The following is an 18,071-nucleotide window of genomic DNA, read 5'->3' on the forward strand; positions in this document are numbered from 1 at the left end:
TCCTTAACGCATCGGGATGTTGCCGCCCTTGAAGTTCGCCTTCTTGAGCAGAGACTCATACTGTTGCGACATAACGTACGACTGCACCTGCGCCATAAAGTCCATCGTGACGACGACAATGATCAGCAGCGACGTTCCACCAAAATAAAACGGCACGTTCCAGCGCAGCACCAGAAATTCCGGCAGCAGACACACGAAGACGATGTAGATCGCACCGGCCAGCGTCAGACGCGTGAGGATGCGGTCGATATATCGTGCGGTCTGATCGCCCGGACGGATGCCCGGAACAAACGCGCCGCTCTTCTTCAGGTTGTCCGCGGTTTCCCTGCTGTTGAACACCAGTGCGGTGTAGAAGAAGCAGAAAAACACGATCGCCAGCGTGTACAGCAGCACATAGACCGGCTGGCCCGGCTTCAGCGCTTCCGCTACGTTATGCAACGTATTGGAAATCCAGCTTCCCGTCGGCTGACCGGTACTGAACCAGCCGAGAATCGTCGCCGGGAACAGGATGATCGACGATGCAAAGATCGGCGGAATCACGCCCGACATGTTCAACTTCAGCGGCAGATGCGACGACTGCCCACCGTAGATCTTGTTGCCGACCTGGCGCTTCGCGTAGTTCACGAGGATCTTGCGCTGACCGCGTTCGATGAACACGACCAGGTAAGTCACCGCGGCGATCAGAACGACGATGATGATCGCCGAAATGATGCTCATCGAACCCGTACGCACCAGCTCGAACAACCCACCCACGGCATTCGGGAACCCTGCTGCGATCCCGCCGAAGATGATGATCGAGATACCGTTGCCCAGACCACGCTCGGTAATCTGCTCGCCGAGCCACATCAGGAACATCGTACCGGTAACCAGCGTCACGACCGTCGTCAGACGGAACAGCATGCCGGGGTCGGTGACGAGGCCCGGCTGGTTTTCCAGCGCGGCCGCGATACCGAACGCCTGGAAGGTCGCGAGCACCACGGTGAAATACCGCGTGTACTGCGTGATCTTCCGTTGCCCTGCCTGCCCTTCCTTCTTCAGCGCCTCGAGCTGCGGCGATACGATCGCCAGCAACTGCATGATGATCGACGCCGAAATGTACGGCATGATCCCCAGCGCAAAGATCGTGAAGCGGGAAAGCGCGCCACCCGAGAACATGTTGAACATGCCCAGGATGCCGCCCGCCTGGCTCTGGAACAGCTTAGCCAGTTGATCCGGATCGATGCCCGGCACGGGAATGTGCGCGCCGATGCGATAGACGATCAGCGCCAGGAGCAGGAACATCGCTCGCCGACGCAGATCGCCGAATTTCGCCGTGCTTCGACCGGGTTTTGCAAGACTCGGGCTGTTAGCCAAGTACCTTCTCCGATGAATGCAAGTGACGACGCGCTACGCGTGTCACTCGGCGAACGAACCGCCGGCCGCTTCGATCGCAGCGCGCGCACCCTTGGTGGCACCGAGACCCTTCACGACGATCTTGCGCTTCAGTTCGCCCGTCGCGATGATCTTTGCGCTCTTCGTCAGCTCGCCCACCAGGCCGGCTTGCTTCAGTGCGAGCAGATCGATCTCGTCGACCGGCAGCTTCTCGAGGTCGCCCAGGCGCACTTCACCGACGAATTCCTTCGTCAGCGACGTGAAGCCGCGCTTCGGCAGACGACGTTGCAGCGGCATCTGACCGCCTTCGAAACCGACTTTGTGGAAGCCGCCCGAACGCGATTTCTGACCCTTGTGACCACGGCCAGCCGTCTTGCCGAGGCCCGAACCGATGCCACGACCAACGCGACGCTTGGCGTGCTTGGCGCCAGCGGCCGGCTTCAGGTTATTCAATTCCATATCAACTCCTTGATCCGTAGGGCCGCTTACGCGATGACCTTAACGAGGTACGAGACCTTGTTGATCATGCCGCGGACCGCCGGCGTGTCCTGGAGCTCGCTGACCGAATTGAGTCGGCGCAGGCCCAGACCACGCACGGTCGCGCGGTGCGATTCGCGGGTCCCGATCAGGCTCTTAACGAGCTGAACCTTGACAGTTTTTTCAGACATGGTGACCACCCGGGCTTAGCCCAAAATTTCTTCGACGGACTTGCCGCGCTTCGCCGCGATGTCTGCCGGGGTGGACTGCTTGCGCAGGCCGTCCAGCGTGGCGCGAACGAGGTTGTACGGGTTCGTCGAACCGTGGCTCTTCGCCACGACGTTCTGAACGCCCATCACGTCGAACACTGCGCGCATCGGGCCGCCGGCGATCACGCCCGTACCTGCCTTCGCCGGAGCGAGGAGGACGGCCGATGCGCCGTGCTTGCCGTGCACTTCGTGTTGCAGCGTGCCGTTCTTGAGCGGCACCTTGAACATGTTGCGGCGAGCTTGTTCCATTGCCTTCTGGACAGCGACCGGCACTTCCTTCGCCTTGCCCTTGCCCATACCGATGCGGCCATCACCGTCGCCAACCACGGTCAGTGCGGCGAAGCCGAGAATACGGCCACCCTTCACGACCTTGGTCACGCGATTGACCGAAATCATCTTTTCGCGAAGGCCGTCGTCGCGCTCGTCAGCCTGAACTTTCGCTTGCATCTTTGCCATGACGAATTCCTTCCTTAGAACTTGAGCCCAGCTTCGCGAGCTGCCTCAGCCAGCGCCTTGACGCGGCCGTGGTAGCGGAAGCCCGAGCGGTCGAAGGCGACGGATTCGATGCCGGCAGCCTTTGCCTTCTCGGCAATACGCTTGCCGATCAGCGTCGCGGCATTCACGTTGCCGCCCTTGCCCGACTTGTCGGCCAGTTCGGCGCGCACTTCTGCTTCGAGCGTCGACGCGCTGGCGAGCACCTTGGTGCCGCAGGGCGAGAACACTTGAGCGTAGATGTGCGTGTTCGTGCGATGCACGGCGAGACGCGCGACCTGCAGCTCAGCGATCTTGATACGCGTCTGGCGAGCGCGGCGCAGGCGAGATTGAGTCTTATCCATGATTGCGCACCCTTACTTCTTCTTCGTTTCTTTGAGGATCACAACCTCGTCGGCATAACGCACGCCCTTGCCCTTGTAGGGCTCCGGCGGACGGTAACCGCGGACTTCCGCAGCCACTTGACCGACTTGTTGCTTGTTGATCCCCTTGATCACGATTTCGGTTTGCGTCGGGGTTTCAGCCTTGACGCCTTCCGGCATCTGGTGCACCACCGGGTGCGAGAAACCCAGCGACAGGTTCAGCTTGTCGCCTTGCGCTTGCGCACGGTAACCGACGCCAACCAGCGTCAGCTTGCGCTCGAAACCCTTGGTCACGCCGTGCACGGCATTCGCGATGATCGCGCGCATCGTGCCCGACAGTGCATTTGCTTCGCGGCTTTCGTCGACCGGCGACAGATTCAGCGTGCCGTCGTTGTTCGCCACGTTCACGAGCGGATTGATCGCTTGCGTGATGGTGCCCAGCGGGCCCTTGACGGTGATAGCACCGTCGGCCAGCTTGACTTCCGCGCCTTGCAGCGCGATCGGGCTCTTACCTACTCGAGACATGTTTCTCTCTCCTCGGCTTTAAGCGACGTAGCAGATGACTTCGCCGCCGACGCCGGTAGCGCGCGCCTTGCGGTCGGTCATCACGCCCTTCGGCGTCGACACGATAGCCACGCCGAGGCCGTTCATGACCTGCGGAATGTCGTTACGGCCGCGGTACACGCGCAGACCAGGCTTCGACACGCGCTCGAGGCGTTCGATGACCGGGCGACCTGCGTAGTACTTCAGCGCGATATTCAGTTCGGACTTCGCACCTTCCGCCTTCACGGCGAAATCGTCGATATAACCTTCGTCCTTGAGGACTTGCGCGATTGCAACCTTGACCTTCGACGAGGGCATCGCAACCGATACCTTCTCGACCATCTGCGCGTTGCGGATGCGAGTCAGCATATCGGCGATAGGATCACTCATGCTCATTTACGTTTCTCCTATTACCAGCTCGCCTTGGTCAGGCCAGGAATCTCGCCACGGAATGCGATTTCACGAATCTTGTTACGCGCGAGGCCGAATTTACGGAACGTGCCACGCGGACGGCCCGTGATCGCGCAGCGGTTACGCTGGCGGGTCGGGTTTGCGTTGCGGGGCAGTTGCTGCAGCTCCAGGCGTGCTTCGTAGCGCTCTTCTTCCGACTTGCTTTGGTCTTCGACGATCGCCTTCAGCGCTTCGCGCTTTGCTGCGAACTTCGCGACCAGGCGGGCGCGCTTCTTTTCACGTTCGATCAGTGCCAGTTTAGCCACGGTAACCTCAGTTTCTGAACGGGAACTTGAAGCTGGCGAGCAGAGCCTTTGCTTCGTCGTCGGTCTTCGCAGTCGTCGTGATGCTGATGTTCAGCCCACGCAGTGCGTCGATCTTGTCGTAGTCGATTTCGGGGAAAATGATCTGCTCTTTCACACCGATGTTGTAGTTGCCACGGCCATCGAACGCACGACCCGACACGCCGCGGAAATCTCGCACGCGGGGCAGGGCAACGGTCACGAAACGGTCGAGGAATTCGTACATCGCCTGGCCACGCAGCGTCACCATCGCGCCGATCGGGTAACCCTGGCGGATCTTGAAGCCAGCGATTGCCTTGCGTGCCTTCGTGACGACCGGCTTCTGGCCGGCGATCTTCGTGAGGTCGCCAACGGCGTTCTCGATGATCTTCTTGTCAGCGATCGCTTCGCCAAGACCCATGTTCAGCGTGATCTTGGTGATGCGCGGCACTTCCATGACCGACTTGTAACCGAACTTCTCGATCAGGCCGGGCACAACCTTTTCTTTGTAAAACTCTTGAAAACGAGCCATTTTTTACTCCGCTGCGTCAGGCGCTCAGTACGGCACCGGTCGTCTTCAGGAAGCGAACCTTCTTGCCTTCCTCGACCTTGATGCCAACACGCGACGCCTTGCCATTCGCGTCGACCAGTGCGACGTTCGAAATATGCAGGGGCATCGTCTTCGCTTCCACGCCACCCGTCGTACCCTTCATCGGGTTCGGCTTCACATGCTTCTTGACGAGGTTGATACCCTCAACCGTCACATGCTCAGCACCGACAGCCAGCACGACGCCGCGCTTGCCCTTGTCCTTGCCAGTGACGACGATCACTTCGTCGCCTTTGCGAATCTTGTTCATCGCGACTCCTTACAGCACTTCCGGCGCCAGCGAAACGATCTTCATGAATCGTTCGCTACGCAGCTCACGCGTCACCGGCCCGAAGATACGGGTGCCGATCGGCTCGAGCTTGTTATTCAAAAGCACAGCGGCGTTGCCGTCGAACTTGATCAGCGAGCCGTCTTGACGGCGCACGCCCTTGGCGGTGCGGACCACCACGGCGTTGTAAATTTCGCCTTTCTTCACGCGCCCGCGCGGCGTTGCCTCTTTGACGGTCACCTTGATGATGTCGCCAATGCCGGCATAACGACGCTTCGAGCCGCCGAGCACCTTGATGCACATGACTTCACGCGCACCCGTGTTGTCGGCTACTTCGAGCCGAGATTCGGTCTGGATCATGGTTTGTCTTTCCCAACTTAATCCGGATGCACCACCATGATGCATTCGGTCAGTCTTGGTCCCGTCAGCCAATCGGCTGCTTGGGTTGGAACAGCAGCGACGGCAAACGAAACCCGCCATCGCAATTCGGTGAATCTTTCGGACAGGCAGGCGCCAGTCCGCTTCCCCCACCAACTTCGCCCGCGACGGGGCTCCCATAAAGAGGGAAGACCAGGATTATAACAAATAATCCTGGTCACGCAAGCAAAAACTTTGCGATTTCAAGCACTTCGAGGAGAGGTGCCTGTTACTGCCTACTGCGCTGCCCGCTTAGATGACGCGAGCGGCTTCGACGAGGCGCGACACCGTCCAGGCCTTCGTCTTCGAAACAGGACGAGTTTCCTGGATTTCGACGAGATCGCCTTCGTTGCAGGTGTTCGCTTCATCATGCGCGTGGTACTTCTTCGAGCGCACGACATACTTGCCGTAGATCGGGTGCTTGACGCGGTGCTCGATCAGCACGGTGACGGTCTTGTCCATCTTGTTGCTGACGACCCGACCGACCAGCGTCCGCTTCAGCGAGGTTTTCACGCTATCGTTCATTTCTGGTTCGCCTTCTGAGTCATGACGGTCCGCACACGTGCGATGTCGCGACGAACCTTCTTCAGCTGGCTCGTGTTCGTGAGCTGCTGGGTCGCGAGTTGCATGCGCAGGCCGAATTGCGCCTTCAGCAGGTCCGCCAGCTCCTTGTTGAGCGCGGCCTGGTCTTTCTGGAGAAGTTCGGAAGCCTTCATGTTTTCTCCTTAGGCGCCGAGCTGGCGCACGATGAATGCCGTCTTCAGCGGCAGCTTGGCTGCAGCCAGACGGAACGCTTCGCGTGCCAGTTCTTCGGTTACGCCGTCCATTTCATAGAGCATCTTGCCCGGCTGAATCTCGGCGACGTAGTACTCCGGGTTACCCTTACCGTTACCCATACGCACTTCGGCCGGCTTCTGCGAAATCGGCTTGTCCGGGAAGATCCGGATCCAGATGCGGCCGCCACGCTTGATGTGACGCGTCATTGCACGACGCGCCGCTTCAATCTGGCGTGCGGTCAAACGACCGCGACCGATCGCCTTCAGGCCGAATTCACCGAACGACACTGCGTTGCCGCGCGTCGCCTTGCCGGTGTTACGACCCTTCTGCTCTTTACGATACTTTCTGCGTTTCGGTTGCAGCATCGTTATTCTCCAGTCTTGCCGTCTTCGGGCTTGCCGGCGCCACGGCGCGGTGCGCCACGACGAGCACCCGGAGCGCCGCCTTCGCCGTCACGGCGCGGACGACGGTCGCCCGGACGCGCATTGCGACGCGGACGCTTGTCTTCGGCTACTTCTTCCACCACCGGTGCGTCGTTGCGGCCGAGCGTATCGCCCTTGTAGACCCACACCTTGACGCCGATGATCCCGTAAGTCGTCTTCGCTTCCGAAGTCGCGTAGTCGATATCAGCACGCAGCGTGTGAAGGGGCACGCGACCTTCGCGATACCACTCCGTACGAGCGATTTCGATACCGTTCAGACGGCCCGCGCTCATGATCTTGATGCCTTGGGCACCCAGACGCATCGCGTTCTGCATCGCACGCTTCATCGCGCGACGGAACATGATCCGGCGCTCGAGCTGTTGCGTGATCGAGTCAGCGATCAGCTGAGCATCGGTTTCCGGCTTGCGGATTTCCTCGATGTTGACGTGAACCGGCACGCCCATGCGGCGTTGCAGTTCCGTCTTCAGCTGCTCGATATCCTCGCCCTTCTTGCCGATGACCACGCCCGGACGCGAGCTGTAAATCGTGATGCGCGCGTTCTTCGCCGGACGCTCGATGACGACCCGACCGACCGAAGCGTTCTTCAGCTTCTTCTTCAGGTATTCACGAACACCGATGTCTTCCTGCAGCATCGCCGCGAAATTGTTGTTGTTCGCGTACCAACGCGAAGCCCAATTGCGGCTGACAGCCAGGCGGAAGCCAGTCGGATGAATTTTCTGTCCCATCGTATGGCTCCTTAATTCCCGACCGTCACAGTGATGTGACAGGATTGCTTCTCGATGCGGTTACCGCGGCCCTTGGCGCGCGCGGTGAAACGCTTGAGCGATGCAGCCTTGTCGACGTAGATGCTCTTGATCTTGAGCTCGTCGATATCGGCGCCTTCGTTGTGCTCCGCATTCGCGATTGCCGACAGCACAACCTTCTTCACGATGCCAGCCGCCTTCTTCGGCGAGAACGTCAGAACGTTCAGCGCCTTGTCGACCGGCAAACCGCGGATCTGGTCAGCCACAAGGCGCGTTTTTTGCGCCGAGATGCGGGCACCGCGATGAATTGCTTTCACTTCCATCTTGATTGCCCCTTATTTCTTGGCCTTCTTGTCGGCTGCGTGACCCTTGAACGTACGGGTCAGTGCGAACTCGCCAAGCTTGTGGCCGACCATGTTTTCCGAGATGTACACCGGAACGTGTTGACGGCCGTTGTGAACAGCGATCGTCAGGCCGATGAAATCCGGCAGAATCGTCGAGCGACGCGACCAGGTCTTGATCGGCTTTTTGTCGCGCGAAGCTGCAGCCGCCTCAACTTTCTTCAGCAAATGGGCGTCGCAGAACGGACCTTTTTTAACAGAACGTGCCATTGCCTACTCCTTAACGCTTGTGACGGCGCTGGACGATCATCGTCGTCGTGCGCTTGTTGCTGCGGGTGCGGTAACCCTTAGCCGGCGTACCCCACGGGCTCACCGGATCGCGACCTGCAGCCGTCTTGCCCTCACCACCACCGTGCGGGTGATCAACCGGGTTCATCGCAACGCCACGCACCGTCGGGCGGATACCGCGCCAGCGGTTCGCGCCAGCCTTGCCGATCTGGCGCAGGCTGTGCTCTTCGTTACCGACTTCACCGATCGTTGCACGGCACTCGATGTGCACGCGGCGGATTTCGCCCGAACGCAGACGAACCTGCGCGTAGACGCCTTCACGTGCCAGCAGCATGGCCGACGTGCCAGCCGAACGCGCCATTTGCGCGCCCTTGCCCGGCAGCATCTCGATGCAGTGGATCGTCGTACCGACCGGAATGTTGCGGATCGGCAGCGTGTTGCCTGCACGGATCGGCGCTTCCGAACCCGACATCAGCTGTTGGCCGACGGTCAGGCCCTTCGGGGCGATGATGTAGCGACGCTCGCCGTCTGCGTAGAGCACCAGCGCGATGTTCGCGCTGCGGTTCGGGTCGTACTCGAGACGCTCGACCTTTGCCGGGATGCCATCCTTCGTGCGACGGAAATCGACGATACGGTAGTGCTGCTTGTGACCACCACCCTTGTGACGCGTGGTGATACGACCGTTGTTGTTACGGCCGGCGGTCGAGCTCTGCGAGTCGAGCAGTGCCGCGAACGGCTTGCCCTGGTGCAGATTCTTGTTGACCACCTTGACCATCGCGCGGCGACCCGGCGATGTCGGCTTAACTTTAACGATTGCCATGATTACTTGGCCTCCGCTTCAAAGTTGATTTCCTGGCCGGGCTTCAGGCAAACGTACGCCTTCTTCACGTCCTTGCGACGGCCCATCGAACGGCCAAAGCGCTTTTGCTTGCCCTTCTGAACCAGCACGTTGACGGAATCAACTTCAACCTTGAACAGCAGCTCGACGGCCGCCTTCACTTCCTGCTTCGTGGCATCCGGTGCGACTTCGAACACGACTTGCTCGTTCTTGTCGGCAACCAGCGTCGCCTTTTCCGAGATCACCGGTGCGAGCAGGACCTGCATCAAACGATGATCGTTCTTGCGAATCTCGCTCATGACAGCAACTCCTCGATCTGGGCGACCGCAGCCTTCGTGACCAGCACTTTCTTGAAGTAGATCAGCGACAGCGGGTCAGCGTAGCGCGGCTCGACAATTGCCACGTGCGGCAGGTTGCGCGATGCCAGGTACAGGTTTTCGTCAACCGTGTCGGTGATGATCAGCACGGAGTCGAGACCCATGGTCTTGAATTTGTCGGCCAGCAGCTTGGTCTTCGGCGCTTCGAGGATGATGTCCTCGACGACCGACAGGCGGCCTTCACGGGCCAGCTGCGAGAAGATCGAGCAGAGACCTGCGCGATGCATCTTCTTGTTGACCTTGTGCGAGAAGTTTTCTTCCGGCGAATTCGGGAAGATACGACCACCGCCACGCCACAACGGGCTCGACGACATACCGGCACGAGCACGGCCCGTACCCTTCTGGCGCCACGGCTTCTTGGTCGTGTGCTTGACTTGCTCACGGTCCTTCTGTGCGCGGTTACCCTGGCGAGCATTCGCCTGGTAAGCGACGACGACCTGGTGGATCAGCGCTTCGTTGTAGTCACGACCGAACACGACGTCCGATGCGTTGACCACTGCACCTTCCTGACCATTTTCGTTCAGGAGCTTGAGTTCCATTATTTCGCCCCCTTGGTCTTGACGGCCGGCGTCACGAAGACCTTGCCGCCCTTCGCGCCCGGAATCGCACCCTTCACGAGCAGCAGCTTGCGCTCTGCGTCGATACGAGCGATTTCGAGGTTCTGCACCGTCACCGTCACGTCACCCATGTGACCCGTCATGCGTTTACCCGGGAAAACACGACCCGGATCCTGCGCCATACCGATCGAGCCCGGCACGTTGTGCGAGCGCGAGTTACCGTGCGTGGCACGGCCGGAGGAGAAGTTGTAACGCTTGATCGTACCGGCGTAGCCCTTACCGATCGACACGCCTTGCACGTCGACCTTCTGGCCCACTTCGAAAAGATCTGCACCGACCACGGCGCCATTCGACAGCTCGGCTGCCTTGGCCGCGTCAATGCGGAATTCCTTGAGGATTTCACCGGCTTCGACACCGGCTTTGGCGAGATGACCTGCCAGCGGCTTCGTCACGCGCGATGCACGACGGGAGCCGAATGCAACCTGCACGGCCGTGTAGCCGTCGGTTTCAACAGTCTTGATCTGCGTCACGCGGTTGTCCGACACGTCCAGCACGGTGACGGGAATCGAATCCCCTTCAGCCGTGAAGATACGGGTCATGCCAACCTTGCGACCTACGAGTCCAAGGCTCATCATTTTCTCCATTCCCGACTGCGATTGGTCGGGGCTGATTTACAAAATGCCGGGCACGCAAGGCCCAACTTTTTTACGCGAATACGCGAAAAGCCAAGCAGTATAGCCCGACTTTTCCATTTCCGCAAGCAATACAAAGACTTAGCGCCGCCCGACATGCCGATCGGCGCCGGAAGCCTTACTGCAGCTTGATTTCCACGTCGACGCCAGCCGGCAGGTCGAGCTTCATCAGCGCGTCGACGGTCTTGTCCGTCGGGTCGACGATGTCCATCAGGCGCTGGTGGGTGCGGATTTCGAGCTGATCGCGCGACGTCTTGTTGACGTGCGGCGAACGCAGGATGTCAAAACGCTGAATGCGCGTCGGCAGCGGCACCGGGCCACGGACGATTGCGCCAGTCCGCTTCGCGGTATCGACGATCTCGGCAGCCGATTGATCGATCAGACGATAGTCGAATGCCTTCAGGCGAATGCGGATTTTCTGTTGCTGCATGACGATTCCTTGAAAAGAGCGAGGCGATGTTGCATCGCCGGACACTAAAAGAACGTGAAACATGACGCCAGCGGGGAGCGAAGCATCAGGTTCCGGACAGTACTTCCACTGCTAAGCCCGCGATTCTACACGAAATTCTGAAACCGTGGCGTGCATTTCACGGCCCACGCAACGCGCCGCCGGAAAAACAAAACCGGGTGCCAGCACAAGCTGGACACCCGGTTTCGACGGCACAACTGCGTACCGCGGAATCGCGGACCCCGTCGGGATCCGCGGATCGTCGATGTTACTCGATGATCTTGGCGACGACGCCGGCGCCGACCGTACGGCCGCCTTCGCGGATTGCGAAGCGCAGACCTTCTTCCATCGCGATCGGAGCGATCAGCTTCACCGTGATCGACACGTTGTCGCCCGGCATCACCATTTCCTTGTCCTTCGGCAGCTCGATCGAGCCCGTCACGTCCGTCGTACGGAAGTAGAACTGCGGACGGTAGTTGTTGAAGAACGGCGTGTGACGGCCGCCTTCGTCCTTGCTCAGCACGTACACTTCAGCCGTGAAGTGCGTGTGCGGCGTGATCGAACCCGGCTTCGCCAGAACCTGGCCACGCTCCACGTCTTCACGCTTCGTGCCGCGCAGCAGGATACCCACGTTGTCGCCTGCCTGACCTTGGTCCAGCAGCTTGCGGAACATTTCAACGCCCGTGCAGGTCGTCTTCACCGTCGGCTTGATACCGACGATTTCGATTTCCTCGCCGACCTTCACGATGCCGCGCTCGACACGACCCGTCACCACCGTACCACGGCCCGAGATCGAGAACACGTCTTCCACCGGCATCAGGAACGCGCCGTCAACCGCACGCTCCGGCGTCGGGATGTACGTGTCCAGCGCGTCGGCCAGGCTCATGATCGCCACTTCGCCCAGCTCGCCCGTGTCGCCTTCCAGCGCCAGCTTCGCCGAACCCTTCACGATCGGCGTGTCGTCGCCCGGGAAGTCGTACTTCGACAGCAGCTCGCGAACTTCCATCTCGACCAGCTCGAGCAGTTCAGCGTCGTCCACCATGTCGCACTTGTTCAGGAACACGATGATGTACGGAACGCCAACCTGACGCGCCAGCAGGATGTGCTCGCGCGTCTGCGGCATCGGGCCGTCAGCTGCCGAGCAAACCAGGATCGCGCCGTCCATCTGCGCTGCGCCCGTGATCATGTTCTTCACATAGTCAGCGTGGCCCGGGCAGTCGACGTGTGCGTAGTGGCGGTTCGCCGTTTCATACTCGACGTGTGCCGTGTTGATCGTGATGCCGCGCGCCTTTTCTTCCGGTGCCGCGTCGATCTGGTCGTACGCCTTCGCCTCGCCGCCGAACTTCTTCGTCAGAACCGTCGTGATCGCTGCCGTCAGCGTCGTCTTGCCGTGGTCAACGTGACCAATCGTACCAACGTTCACGTGCGGCTTGGTCCGCTCAAACTTTTCTTTTGCCATGATTCTCTTCTTTCAAAAAATAATCAGTTGGTAGCTGCAGATTTACTTCGACTTCGCGCTGATGATCGCTTCGGCAACGTTGCGCGGAGCTTCAGCGTAGTGCTTGAACTCCATCGTGTACGTTGCGCGACCTTGCGTCAGCGAGCGCAGCGACGTCGAGTAACCGAACATTTCCGACAGCGGCACTTCGGCGCGAACGATCTTGCCGCCGCCGACCATGTCTTCCATGCCCTGGACGATACCGCGACGGCCCGACAGGTCGCCCATCACGTTGCCCATGTAGTCTTCCGGCGTCTCGACTTCGACGGCCATCATCGGCTCGAGGACGACCGGGTTCGCCTTGCGCATCGCTTCCTTGAACGCCATCGAACCGGCCATGCGGAACGCGTTTTCGTTCGAGTCAACGTCGTGGTACGAACCGAACGTCAGGTGAACCTTCACGTCGACGACCGGGAAGCCAGCCAGCACGCCCGACTTCAGCGTGTCCTGGATACCCTTGTCGACCGCCGGGATGTATTCACGCGGAATCACACCACCCTTGATCTCGTCGAAGAACTCGTAGCCCTTGCCTTGTTCGTTCGGCTCGAGCGTGATGACCGCGTGACCGTACTGGCCGCGACCACCCGATTGCTTGACGAACTTGCCGTCGACATCCTTCGCCGTCGAGCGGATCGTCTCGCGGTACGCAACCTGCGGCTTGCCGACGGTTGCTTCCACGCCGAATTCACGCTTCATCCGGTCGACCAGAATTTCGAGGTGGAGCTCGCCCATGCCCGAAATGATGGTCTGGCCCGATTCTTCGTCGGTCTGCACGCGGAACGACGGGTCTTCCTGAGCCAGACGGTTCAGTGCGAGGCCCATCTTTTCCTGGTCAGCCTTGGTCTTCGGCTCGACAGCCTGCGAGATCACCGGCTCCGGGAACACCATGCGCTCGAGAACGATCGGGTTCGCCGGGTCGCACAGCGTGTCGCCCGTGGTCGCTTCCTTCAGGCCGACCGCAGCAGCGATGTCGCCTGCGCGAACTTCCTTGATTTCCTCACGCTGGTTCGCGTGCATCTGCAGAATACGGCCGAGGCGTTCCTTCTTGCCCTTGGTCGAGTTCAGCAGCGTGTCGCCCGAGTTGACGACGCCCGAGTACACACGGAAGAAGATCAGCTGGCCGACGAACGGGTCGGTCATGATCTTGAACGCGAGCGACGAGAACTTCTCTTCGTCCGACGCCTTGCGCTCCGCTTCTTCACCGTTTTCGAGCTCGCCCTTGACCGGCGGGATGTCGACCGGCGACGGCAGGAAGTCGATCACGGCGTCGAGCATACGCTGCACGCCCTTGTTCTTGAACGCGGTACCGCACAGCATCGGCTGGATTTCGCACGCGATCGTACGGTCGCGCAGCGCCTTGACGATGTCGGCTTCCGGCAGATCGCCTTCTTCCAGGTACTTGTTCATCAGGTCTTCGCTGGCTTCGGCAGCCACTTCGACCATCTTCTCGCGCCATTCCTTGCAGGTCTCCGCGAGCTCGGCCGGGATGTCGACGTAGTCGAACTTCGTGCCTTGCGACGCTTCGTCCCAAATGATCGCCTTCATCTTGATCAGGTCGACGACGCCCTTGAAGTTTTCTTCCGCGCCGATCGGCACCACGACCGGAACCGGGTTCGCCTTCAGGCGCAGACGGAGCTGGTCGTAGACCTTGAAGAAGTTCGCGCCGGTACGGTCCATCTTGTTGACGAACGCGAGACGCGGCACCTTGTACTTGTTCGCCTGGCGCCACACCGTTTCCGACTGCGGCTGCACGCCGCCCACTGCGCAGTACACCATGCACGCGCCGTCGAGCACGCGCATCGAGCGCTCGACTTCGATCGTGAAGTCGACGTGGCCCGGGGTGTCGATGATGTTGATGCGGTGTTCCGGATAGTTGCCGCCCATGCCCTTCCAGAAGGCCGTGGTAGCAGCGGACGTGATCGTGATGCCACGTTCCTGTTCCTGCTCCATCCAGTCCATCGTGGCTGCGCCGTCGTGGACTTCACCGATCTTGTGGTTCACACCGGTGTAAAACAGAATGCGCTCGGTCGTCGTCGTTTTGCCGGCGTCGATGTGAGCGCTAATACCGATATTGCGGTAGCGCTCGATAGGAGTCTTGCGAGCCACTTTGATCCTCTACTGGGATAACACGATGCAGCCCGGCTGCATCATGCTTCAACACAAACGGGCGAGGCGCCTGAAAAGCGCACCCGCCCGGAATTTATTTCCGCTAACAGCCCAGCCAGGCGCTTAGAAACGGAAATGCGAGAACGCGCGGTTGGCTTCTGCCATGCGGTGAACTTCGTCGCGCTTCTTCATCGCGCCGCCACGGCCTTCGGCCGCTTCGGAGAGTTCACCTGCCAGGCGCAGAGCCATCGACTTCTCGCTGCGCTTCTTCGCAGCCTCACGCAGCCAGCGCATCGCCAATGCCATACGACGCGACGGGCGCACTTCGACCGGAACTTGATAGTTGGCACCACCAACGCGACGGCTCTTCACTTCGACCACCGGCTTCACGTTGTTGAGCGCAACCGTGAACACTTCCAGCGGGTCCTTGCCACCCTTGGTCTGGATTTGTTCGAATGCGCCATAAACGATGCGCTCTGCGACCGACTTCTTGCCGGACAGCATCAGCATGTTCATGAACTTGGCAACATCAACGTTGCCGAACTTCGGATCCGGCAACACTTCCCGCTTGGGGACTTCGCGACGACGCGGCATGATTCTTCCTTTACTTGTTCAGTTGGAGCTGGTTCCAGCTCCGCGGCCACCAACAAACCCGATCACATCTTCACGACTAACCAGCTTGGCCGGGTGACCACTTACTCGACAGCACCGGCAATCCGGCACTCCCGCCTTGACCGCCCTGCGGCGATCCCTGATCAAAAACTGCTTACTTGGCAGCCTTTGCACGCTTCGCGCCGTACTTCGAGCGCGCTTGCTTACGGTCCTTGACGCCCTGGGTATCCAGCGAGCCGCGAACCATGTGGTAACGCACACCCGGCAAGTCCTTCACACGGCCGCCGCGGATCAGCACAACCGAGTGTTCCTGCAGGTTGTGGCCTTCACCGCCGATGTACGAAATCACTTCGAAGCCGTTCGTCAGACGAACCTTGGCGACCTTACGGAGTGCCGAGTTCGGCTTCTTCGGCGTCGTCGTGTACACACGGGTGCACACGCCGCGACGCTGGGGGCAGTCCTGCAGGGCCGGGCTCTTGCTCTTCGTCGTTTCCGACTGACGGCCTTTGCGAACCAGTTGGTTGATGGTTGGCATTGTTTATTCCTGAAATTGAACAAAATCTGCGCATCGATTTCGGGCAAAGCGAGAATCGGCGCACAGTTGACTTCCGCACCGGCGAATCGGGCGCGCGCTTTCGAACGCGACACAGCCCACCGAATACCGGAACCCAGCATAATAGTCCGGAAATACCAACTAAGTCAACGGGTTGCGTGATTTGCCGGTCGACCGCGTGGTTTGCAGGAAGGGTCTGAACACCTGTGTCAGGCCGATTCGACCACGTCGATGATCTCGTCGCCGAAGCGTTCGAGCTTGCGTACGCCCATGCCGGGGATGTGGCGCAGGTCGTCGATCGACTCCGGTGCGTTGCGCGCGATTTCCGCGAGCGTCGCATCGTGGAAGATCACGTAGGCCGGCACGCCGTCGGTCTTCGCGGTTTCCGCGCGCCACGCGCGCAACGCGTCCCACCGTGCGCGCTCGCGCGTGCCCATGCCGGCGGTCGGATCGACGCGCGTGCCGCTGCGGCTCGACGACTGACGCGTGCGCTGCGGCTTCACGTAGCGGCGCAGCGTGACCTTCTCCTCGTTCTTCAGCACGGCCTTCGCGGCCTCCGTCAGCATCAGCGCGCCAAAGCCGCCATGGTCGACCGCCAGGTAGCCGTACGCGACGAGCTGCCTGAAAATCGCGCGCCATTCCGGTTCGGACAGCGCCGCGCCGATCCCGAACGTGCTGAGCTGGTCGTGGCCGCGCTGCAACACCTTCTCGGTGCGCCCGCCGCGCAGGATCTCGATCAGGTGGCTCGAGCCGAAATTGAAACCGCTCGCGCGCTGCGCGCGGAACACGCACGACAACGCCATCTGCGCCTCGCGCGTGGCGTCCCACGACGCAGGCGGCTCGAGGCAGGTGTCGCAGTTGCCGCACGGCCGGCTCTCTTCGCCGAAGTAGTTCAGCAGCCGCACGCGGCGGCACGAAATCGTCTCGCACAGCCCGAGCAGCGCGTCGAGCTTCGACGTCTGCACGCGCTTGTGTGCGTCGTCCGCATCCGATTCGTCGATCATCTTGCGCTGCTGGACGACGTCGCCGAGGCCGTACGCCATCCACGCATTCGCGGGCATCCCGTCGCGGCCCGCGCGGCCCGTTTCCTGGTAGTAGCCTTCGACGCTCTTCGGCAGATCCAGGTGCGCGACGAAGCGCACGTCGGGCTTGTCGATGCCCATGCCGAACGCGATCGTCGCGCACATCACGATACCCTCTTCGCGCTGGAACATTTCCTGGTGCTTCTGCCGCACCTCGAACTCCATCCCGGCGTGATAGGGCAGCGCCCGCACGCCTTGCGCCTTCAGCCATTCGGCCGTTTCCTCGACCTTGCGACGCGACAGGCAATAGACGACGCCGGCGTCGGTCGTGCCGTCGGCATTCGTGTGCTCCGCGCGGATGAAGTCGAGCAGCTGCGCGCGCGCGTTGTCCTTCTCGACGATCCGGTAGCGGATGTTGGGGCGATCGAAGCTCGATACGAACACGCGTGCGTCGTCGAGCGCGAGACGATGGATGATCTCGTCGCGCGTGATCGCGTCGGCCGTGGCCGTCAGCGCGATGCGCGGCACCGACGGGAAGCGCTCGTGAAGCACCGACAGCTGGATGTATTCCGGACGGAAATCGTGCCCCCATTGCGACACGCAGTGCGCTTCGTCGATCGCGAACAGGCCGATCTTCGCGCGTTCGAGCAGGTCGAGGAAGCGCCCGGTCATCAGCCGCTCCGGCGCGACGTACAGCAGATCGATCTCGCCTTCGCGCAGCGCGCGCTCGGTGGCCGCGGCCTCGGCGCCCGACAGCGTCGAATTCAGGTAGGCCGCGCGCACGCCGACTTCGCGCAGCGCGGCGACCTGGTCCTGCATCAGCGCGATCAACGGCGACACGACGATGCCGGCGCCCTGCCCGGCCTCGCGGCGCAGCAGCGCCGGGATCTGGTAGCACAACGACTTGCCGCCGCCCGTGGGCATCAGCACGAGACAATCGCCGCCGCCGGCGACGTGCTCGACGATCTCGCCCTGCTGGCCGCGAAAGGCGGAATAACCAAAGACTTCGTCGAGGATTTCGAGGGCGCGGGACATGAATGGGAACAAGGACGGCTGAACGATGATCGCGATTTTAACAACCCGCTTGCGCGGCGCGTGGCGAATCGAGCGTTGTTGGCCGTTCGGTCAGGGTCCGTTCGCGTGCATCACGGGCCTGTCGCGGCCGCGCGGCCGGCGATTGCGGGCATGCGCGGGCGCGGCTCAGGCACGTCATGCACGTGAACGACGGATGAAAAAAAA

The 18,071-nt window shown here is 60.9% G+C and carries 27 protein-coding genes; all 27 read right to left on the reverse strand.

Translation table 11 applies throughout. The features are described 5' to 3' along the window. Positions 1 to 3: 3 nt before the first annotated feature. The 27 genes from secY to recQ all read right to left on the reverse strand — a co-directional run bounded on the left by secY (position 4) and on the right by recQ (position 17,867). Positions 4 to 1,353, reverse strand: a complete 1,350-nt coding sequence (gene secY, locus AC0KUR_RS26295; RefSeq protein ID WP_006482915.1) for a preprotein translocase subunit SecY — start codon at positions 1,351 to 1,353, stop codon at positions 4 to 6. Between the two features lie 42 nt (positions 1,354 to 1,395). Next, complete coding sequence (gene rplO / locus AC0KUR_RS26300; RefSeq protein WP_006482880.1) at positions 1,396 to 1,830, reverse strand: 50S ribosomal protein L15; 435 nt, start codon at positions 1,828 to 1,830, stop codon at positions 1,396 to 1,398. Between the two features lie 26 nt (positions 1,831 to 1,856). After that, positions 1,857 to 2,039, reverse strand: a complete 183-nt coding sequence (gene rpmD / locus AC0KUR_RS26305; protein ID WP_006400644.1) for a 50S ribosomal protein L30 — start codon at positions 2,037 to 2,039, stop codon at positions 1,857 to 1,859. A gap of 15 nt (positions 2,040 to 2,054) precedes the next feature. Continuing rightward, positions 2,055 to 2,573, reverse strand: coding sequence for a 30S ribosomal protein S5 (rpsE, locus tag AC0KUR_RS26310; protein ID WP_006482895.1), 519 nt, complete (start codon positions 2,571 to 2,573; stop codon positions 2,055 to 2,057). Between the two features lie 14 nt (positions 2,574 to 2,587). Continuing rightward, positions 2,588 to 2,953, reverse strand: coding sequence for a 50S ribosomal protein L18 (gene rplR / locus AC0KUR_RS26315; protein ID WP_006477183.1), 366 nt, complete (start codon positions 2,951 to 2,953; stop codon positions 2,588 to 2,590). Between the two features lie 12 nt (positions 2,954 to 2,965). Then, complete coding sequence (rplF, locus tag AC0KUR_RS26320; protein WP_006477184.1) at positions 2,966 to 3,496, reverse strand: 50S ribosomal protein L6; 531 nt, start codon at positions 3,494 to 3,496, stop codon at positions 2,966 to 2,968. Between the two features lie 18 nt (positions 3,497 to 3,514). Next, a complete protein-coding gene (gene rpsH, locus AC0KUR_RS26325) occupies positions 3,515 to 3,910 on the reverse strand; it encodes a 30S ribosomal protein S8 (RefSeq protein ID WP_006477185.1) in 396 nt (131 codons plus the stop codon). A 14-nt stretch (positions 3,911 to 3,924) separates the two neighbouring features. After that, on the reverse strand, positions 3,925 to 4,230 hold the full coding sequence (gene rpsN / locus AC0KUR_RS26330) for a 30S ribosomal protein S14 (protein WP_006482884.1): 306 nt from the start codon (positions 4,228 to 4,230) through the stop codon (positions 3,925 to 3,927). Between the two features lie 7 nt (positions 4,231 to 4,237). Then, on the reverse strand, positions 4,238 to 4,777 hold the full coding sequence (gene rplE, locus AC0KUR_RS26335) for a 50S ribosomal protein L5 (protein ID WP_006477186.1): 540 nt from the start codon (positions 4,775 to 4,777) through the stop codon (positions 4,238 to 4,240). 16 nt (positions 4,778 to 4,793) lie between these two features. Next, entirely contained in the window at positions 4,794 to 5,102 is a 309-nt protein-coding gene (gene rplX / locus AC0KUR_RS26340; RefSeq protein ID WP_006477187.1) for a 50S ribosomal protein L24, read from the reverse strand. Positions 5,103 to 5,111: 9 nt separating this feature from the next. Further along, on the reverse strand, positions 5,112 to 5,480 hold the full coding sequence (gene rplN, locus AC0KUR_RS26345; protein ID WP_006752929.1) for a 50S ribosomal protein L14: 369 nt from the start codon (positions 5,478 to 5,480) through the stop codon (positions 5,112 to 5,114). A 309-nt stretch (positions 5,481 to 5,789) separates the two neighbouring features. After that, the gene (rpsQ, locus tag AC0KUR_RS26350) at positions 5,790 to 6,062 is read right to left on the reverse strand and encodes a 30S ribosomal protein S17 (protein WP_006752928.1); all 273 of its coding nucleotides are present in this window, start codon (positions 6,060 to 6,062) and stop codon (positions 5,790 to 5,792) included. Continuing rightward, positions 6,059 to 6,253: a 50S ribosomal protein L29 gene (gene rpmC / locus AC0KUR_RS26355; RefSeq protein ID WP_006400652.1), complete on the reverse strand. Its 195-nt coding sequence runs from the start codon at positions 6,251 to 6,253 to the stop codon at positions 6,059 to 6,061. Before rpmC ends, rpsQ begins: the two co-directional genes overlap by 4 nt. A 9-nt stretch (positions 6,254 to 6,262) precedes the next feature. After that, positions 6,263 to 6,679, reverse strand: coding sequence for a 50S ribosomal protein L16 (rplP, locus tag AC0KUR_RS26360; RefSeq protein WP_006482873.1), 417 nt, complete (start codon positions 6,677 to 6,679; stop codon positions 6,263 to 6,265). 2 nt (positions 6,680 to 6,681) lie between these two features. Next, complete coding sequence (rpsC, locus tag AC0KUR_RS26365) at positions 6,682 to 7,482, reverse strand: 30S ribosomal protein S3 (protein ID WP_006482899.1); 801 nt, start codon at positions 7,480 to 7,482, stop codon at positions 6,682 to 6,684. A gap of 11 nt (positions 7,483 to 7,493) precedes the next feature. Next, the gene (gene rplV / locus AC0KUR_RS26370; protein WP_004199272.1) at positions 7,494 to 7,823 is read right to left on the reverse strand and encodes a 50S ribosomal protein L22; all 330 of its coding nucleotides are present in this window, start codon (positions 7,821 to 7,823) and stop codon (positions 7,494 to 7,496) included. 12 nt (positions 7,824 to 7,835) lie between these two features. After that, positions 7,836 to 8,111: a 30S ribosomal protein S19 gene (gene rpsS, locus AC0KUR_RS26375; protein WP_004199273.1), complete on the reverse strand. Its 276-nt coding sequence runs from the start codon at positions 8,109 to 8,111 to the stop codon at positions 7,836 to 7,838. Positions 8,112 to 8,121: 10 nt separating this feature from the next. After that, positions 8,122 to 8,949 carry a 50S ribosomal protein L2 gene (rplB, locus tag AC0KUR_RS26380; protein WP_006482900.1) on the reverse strand — a complete coding sequence of 276 codons (828 nt, stop codon included), beginning with the start codon at positions 8,947 to 8,949 and terminating at the stop codon, positions 8,122 to 8,124. 2 nt (positions 8,950 to 8,951) lie between these two features. Continuing rightward, positions 8,952 to 9,266: a 50S ribosomal protein L23 gene (gene rplW, locus AC0KUR_RS26385; protein WP_004199275.1), complete on the reverse strand. Its 315-nt coding sequence runs from the start codon at positions 9,264 to 9,266 to the stop codon at positions 8,952 to 8,954. Further along, positions 9,263 to 9,883: a 50S ribosomal protein L4 gene (gene rplD, locus AC0KUR_RS26390; RefSeq protein WP_006477192.1), complete on the reverse strand. Its 621-nt coding sequence runs from the start codon at positions 9,881 to 9,883 to the stop codon at positions 9,263 to 9,265. The genes rplW and rplD overlap by 4 nt, the downstream gene beginning before the upstream one ends. Continuing rightward, positions 9,883 to 10,533, reverse strand: coding sequence for a 50S ribosomal protein L3 (gene rplC, locus AC0KUR_RS26395; protein ID WP_006482922.1), 651 nt, complete (start codon positions 10,531 to 10,533; stop codon positions 9,883 to 9,885). The genes rplD and rplC overlap by 1 nt, the downstream gene beginning before the upstream one ends. Before the next feature lie 178 nt (positions 10,534 to 10,711). Continuing rightward, positions 10,712 to 11,023, reverse strand: a complete 312-nt coding sequence (gene rpsJ, locus AC0KUR_RS26400) for a 30S ribosomal protein S10 (protein ID WP_004199280.1) — start codon at positions 11,021 to 11,023, stop codon at positions 10,712 to 10,714. A 286-nt stretch (positions 11,024 to 11,309) separates the two neighbouring features. Further along, positions 11,310 to 12,500 carry an elongation factor Tu gene (tuf, locus tag AC0KUR_RS26405; RefSeq protein ID WP_006482910.1) on the reverse strand — a complete coding sequence of 397 codons (1,191 nt, stop codon included), beginning with the start codon at positions 12,498 to 12,500 and terminating at the stop codon, positions 11,310 to 11,312. Positions 12,501 to 12,542: 42 nt separating this feature from the next. Next, positions 12,543 to 14,645, reverse strand: coding sequence for an elongation factor G (fusA, locus tag AC0KUR_RS26410; protein WP_006482929.1), 2,103 nt, complete (start codon positions 14,643 to 14,645; stop codon positions 12,543 to 12,545). 123 nt (positions 14,646 to 14,768) lie between these two features. Continuing rightward, positions 14,769 to 15,239: a 30S ribosomal protein S7 gene (rpsG, locus tag AC0KUR_RS26415; RefSeq protein ID WP_006477195.1), complete on the reverse strand. Its 471-nt coding sequence runs from the start codon at positions 15,237 to 15,239 to the stop codon at positions 14,769 to 14,771. 172 nt (positions 15,240 to 15,411) lie between these two features. Then, a complete protein-coding gene (gene rpsL, locus AC0KUR_RS26420; RefSeq protein ID WP_006400662.1) occupies positions 15,412 to 15,792 on the reverse strand; it encodes a 30S ribosomal protein S12 in 381 nt (126 codons plus the stop codon). A gap of 227 nt (positions 15,793 to 16,019) precedes the next feature. Then, the gene (recQ, locus tag AC0KUR_RS26425) at positions 16,020 to 17,867 is read right to left on the reverse strand and encodes a DNA helicase RecQ (protein WP_034191215.1); all 1,848 of its coding nucleotides are present in this window, start codon (positions 17,865 to 17,867) and stop codon (positions 16,020 to 16,022) included. Positions 17,868 to 18,071 lie beyond the last annotated feature (204 nt).

It is taken from the genome of Burkholderia sp. YHN3-13, assembly GCF_055810675.1.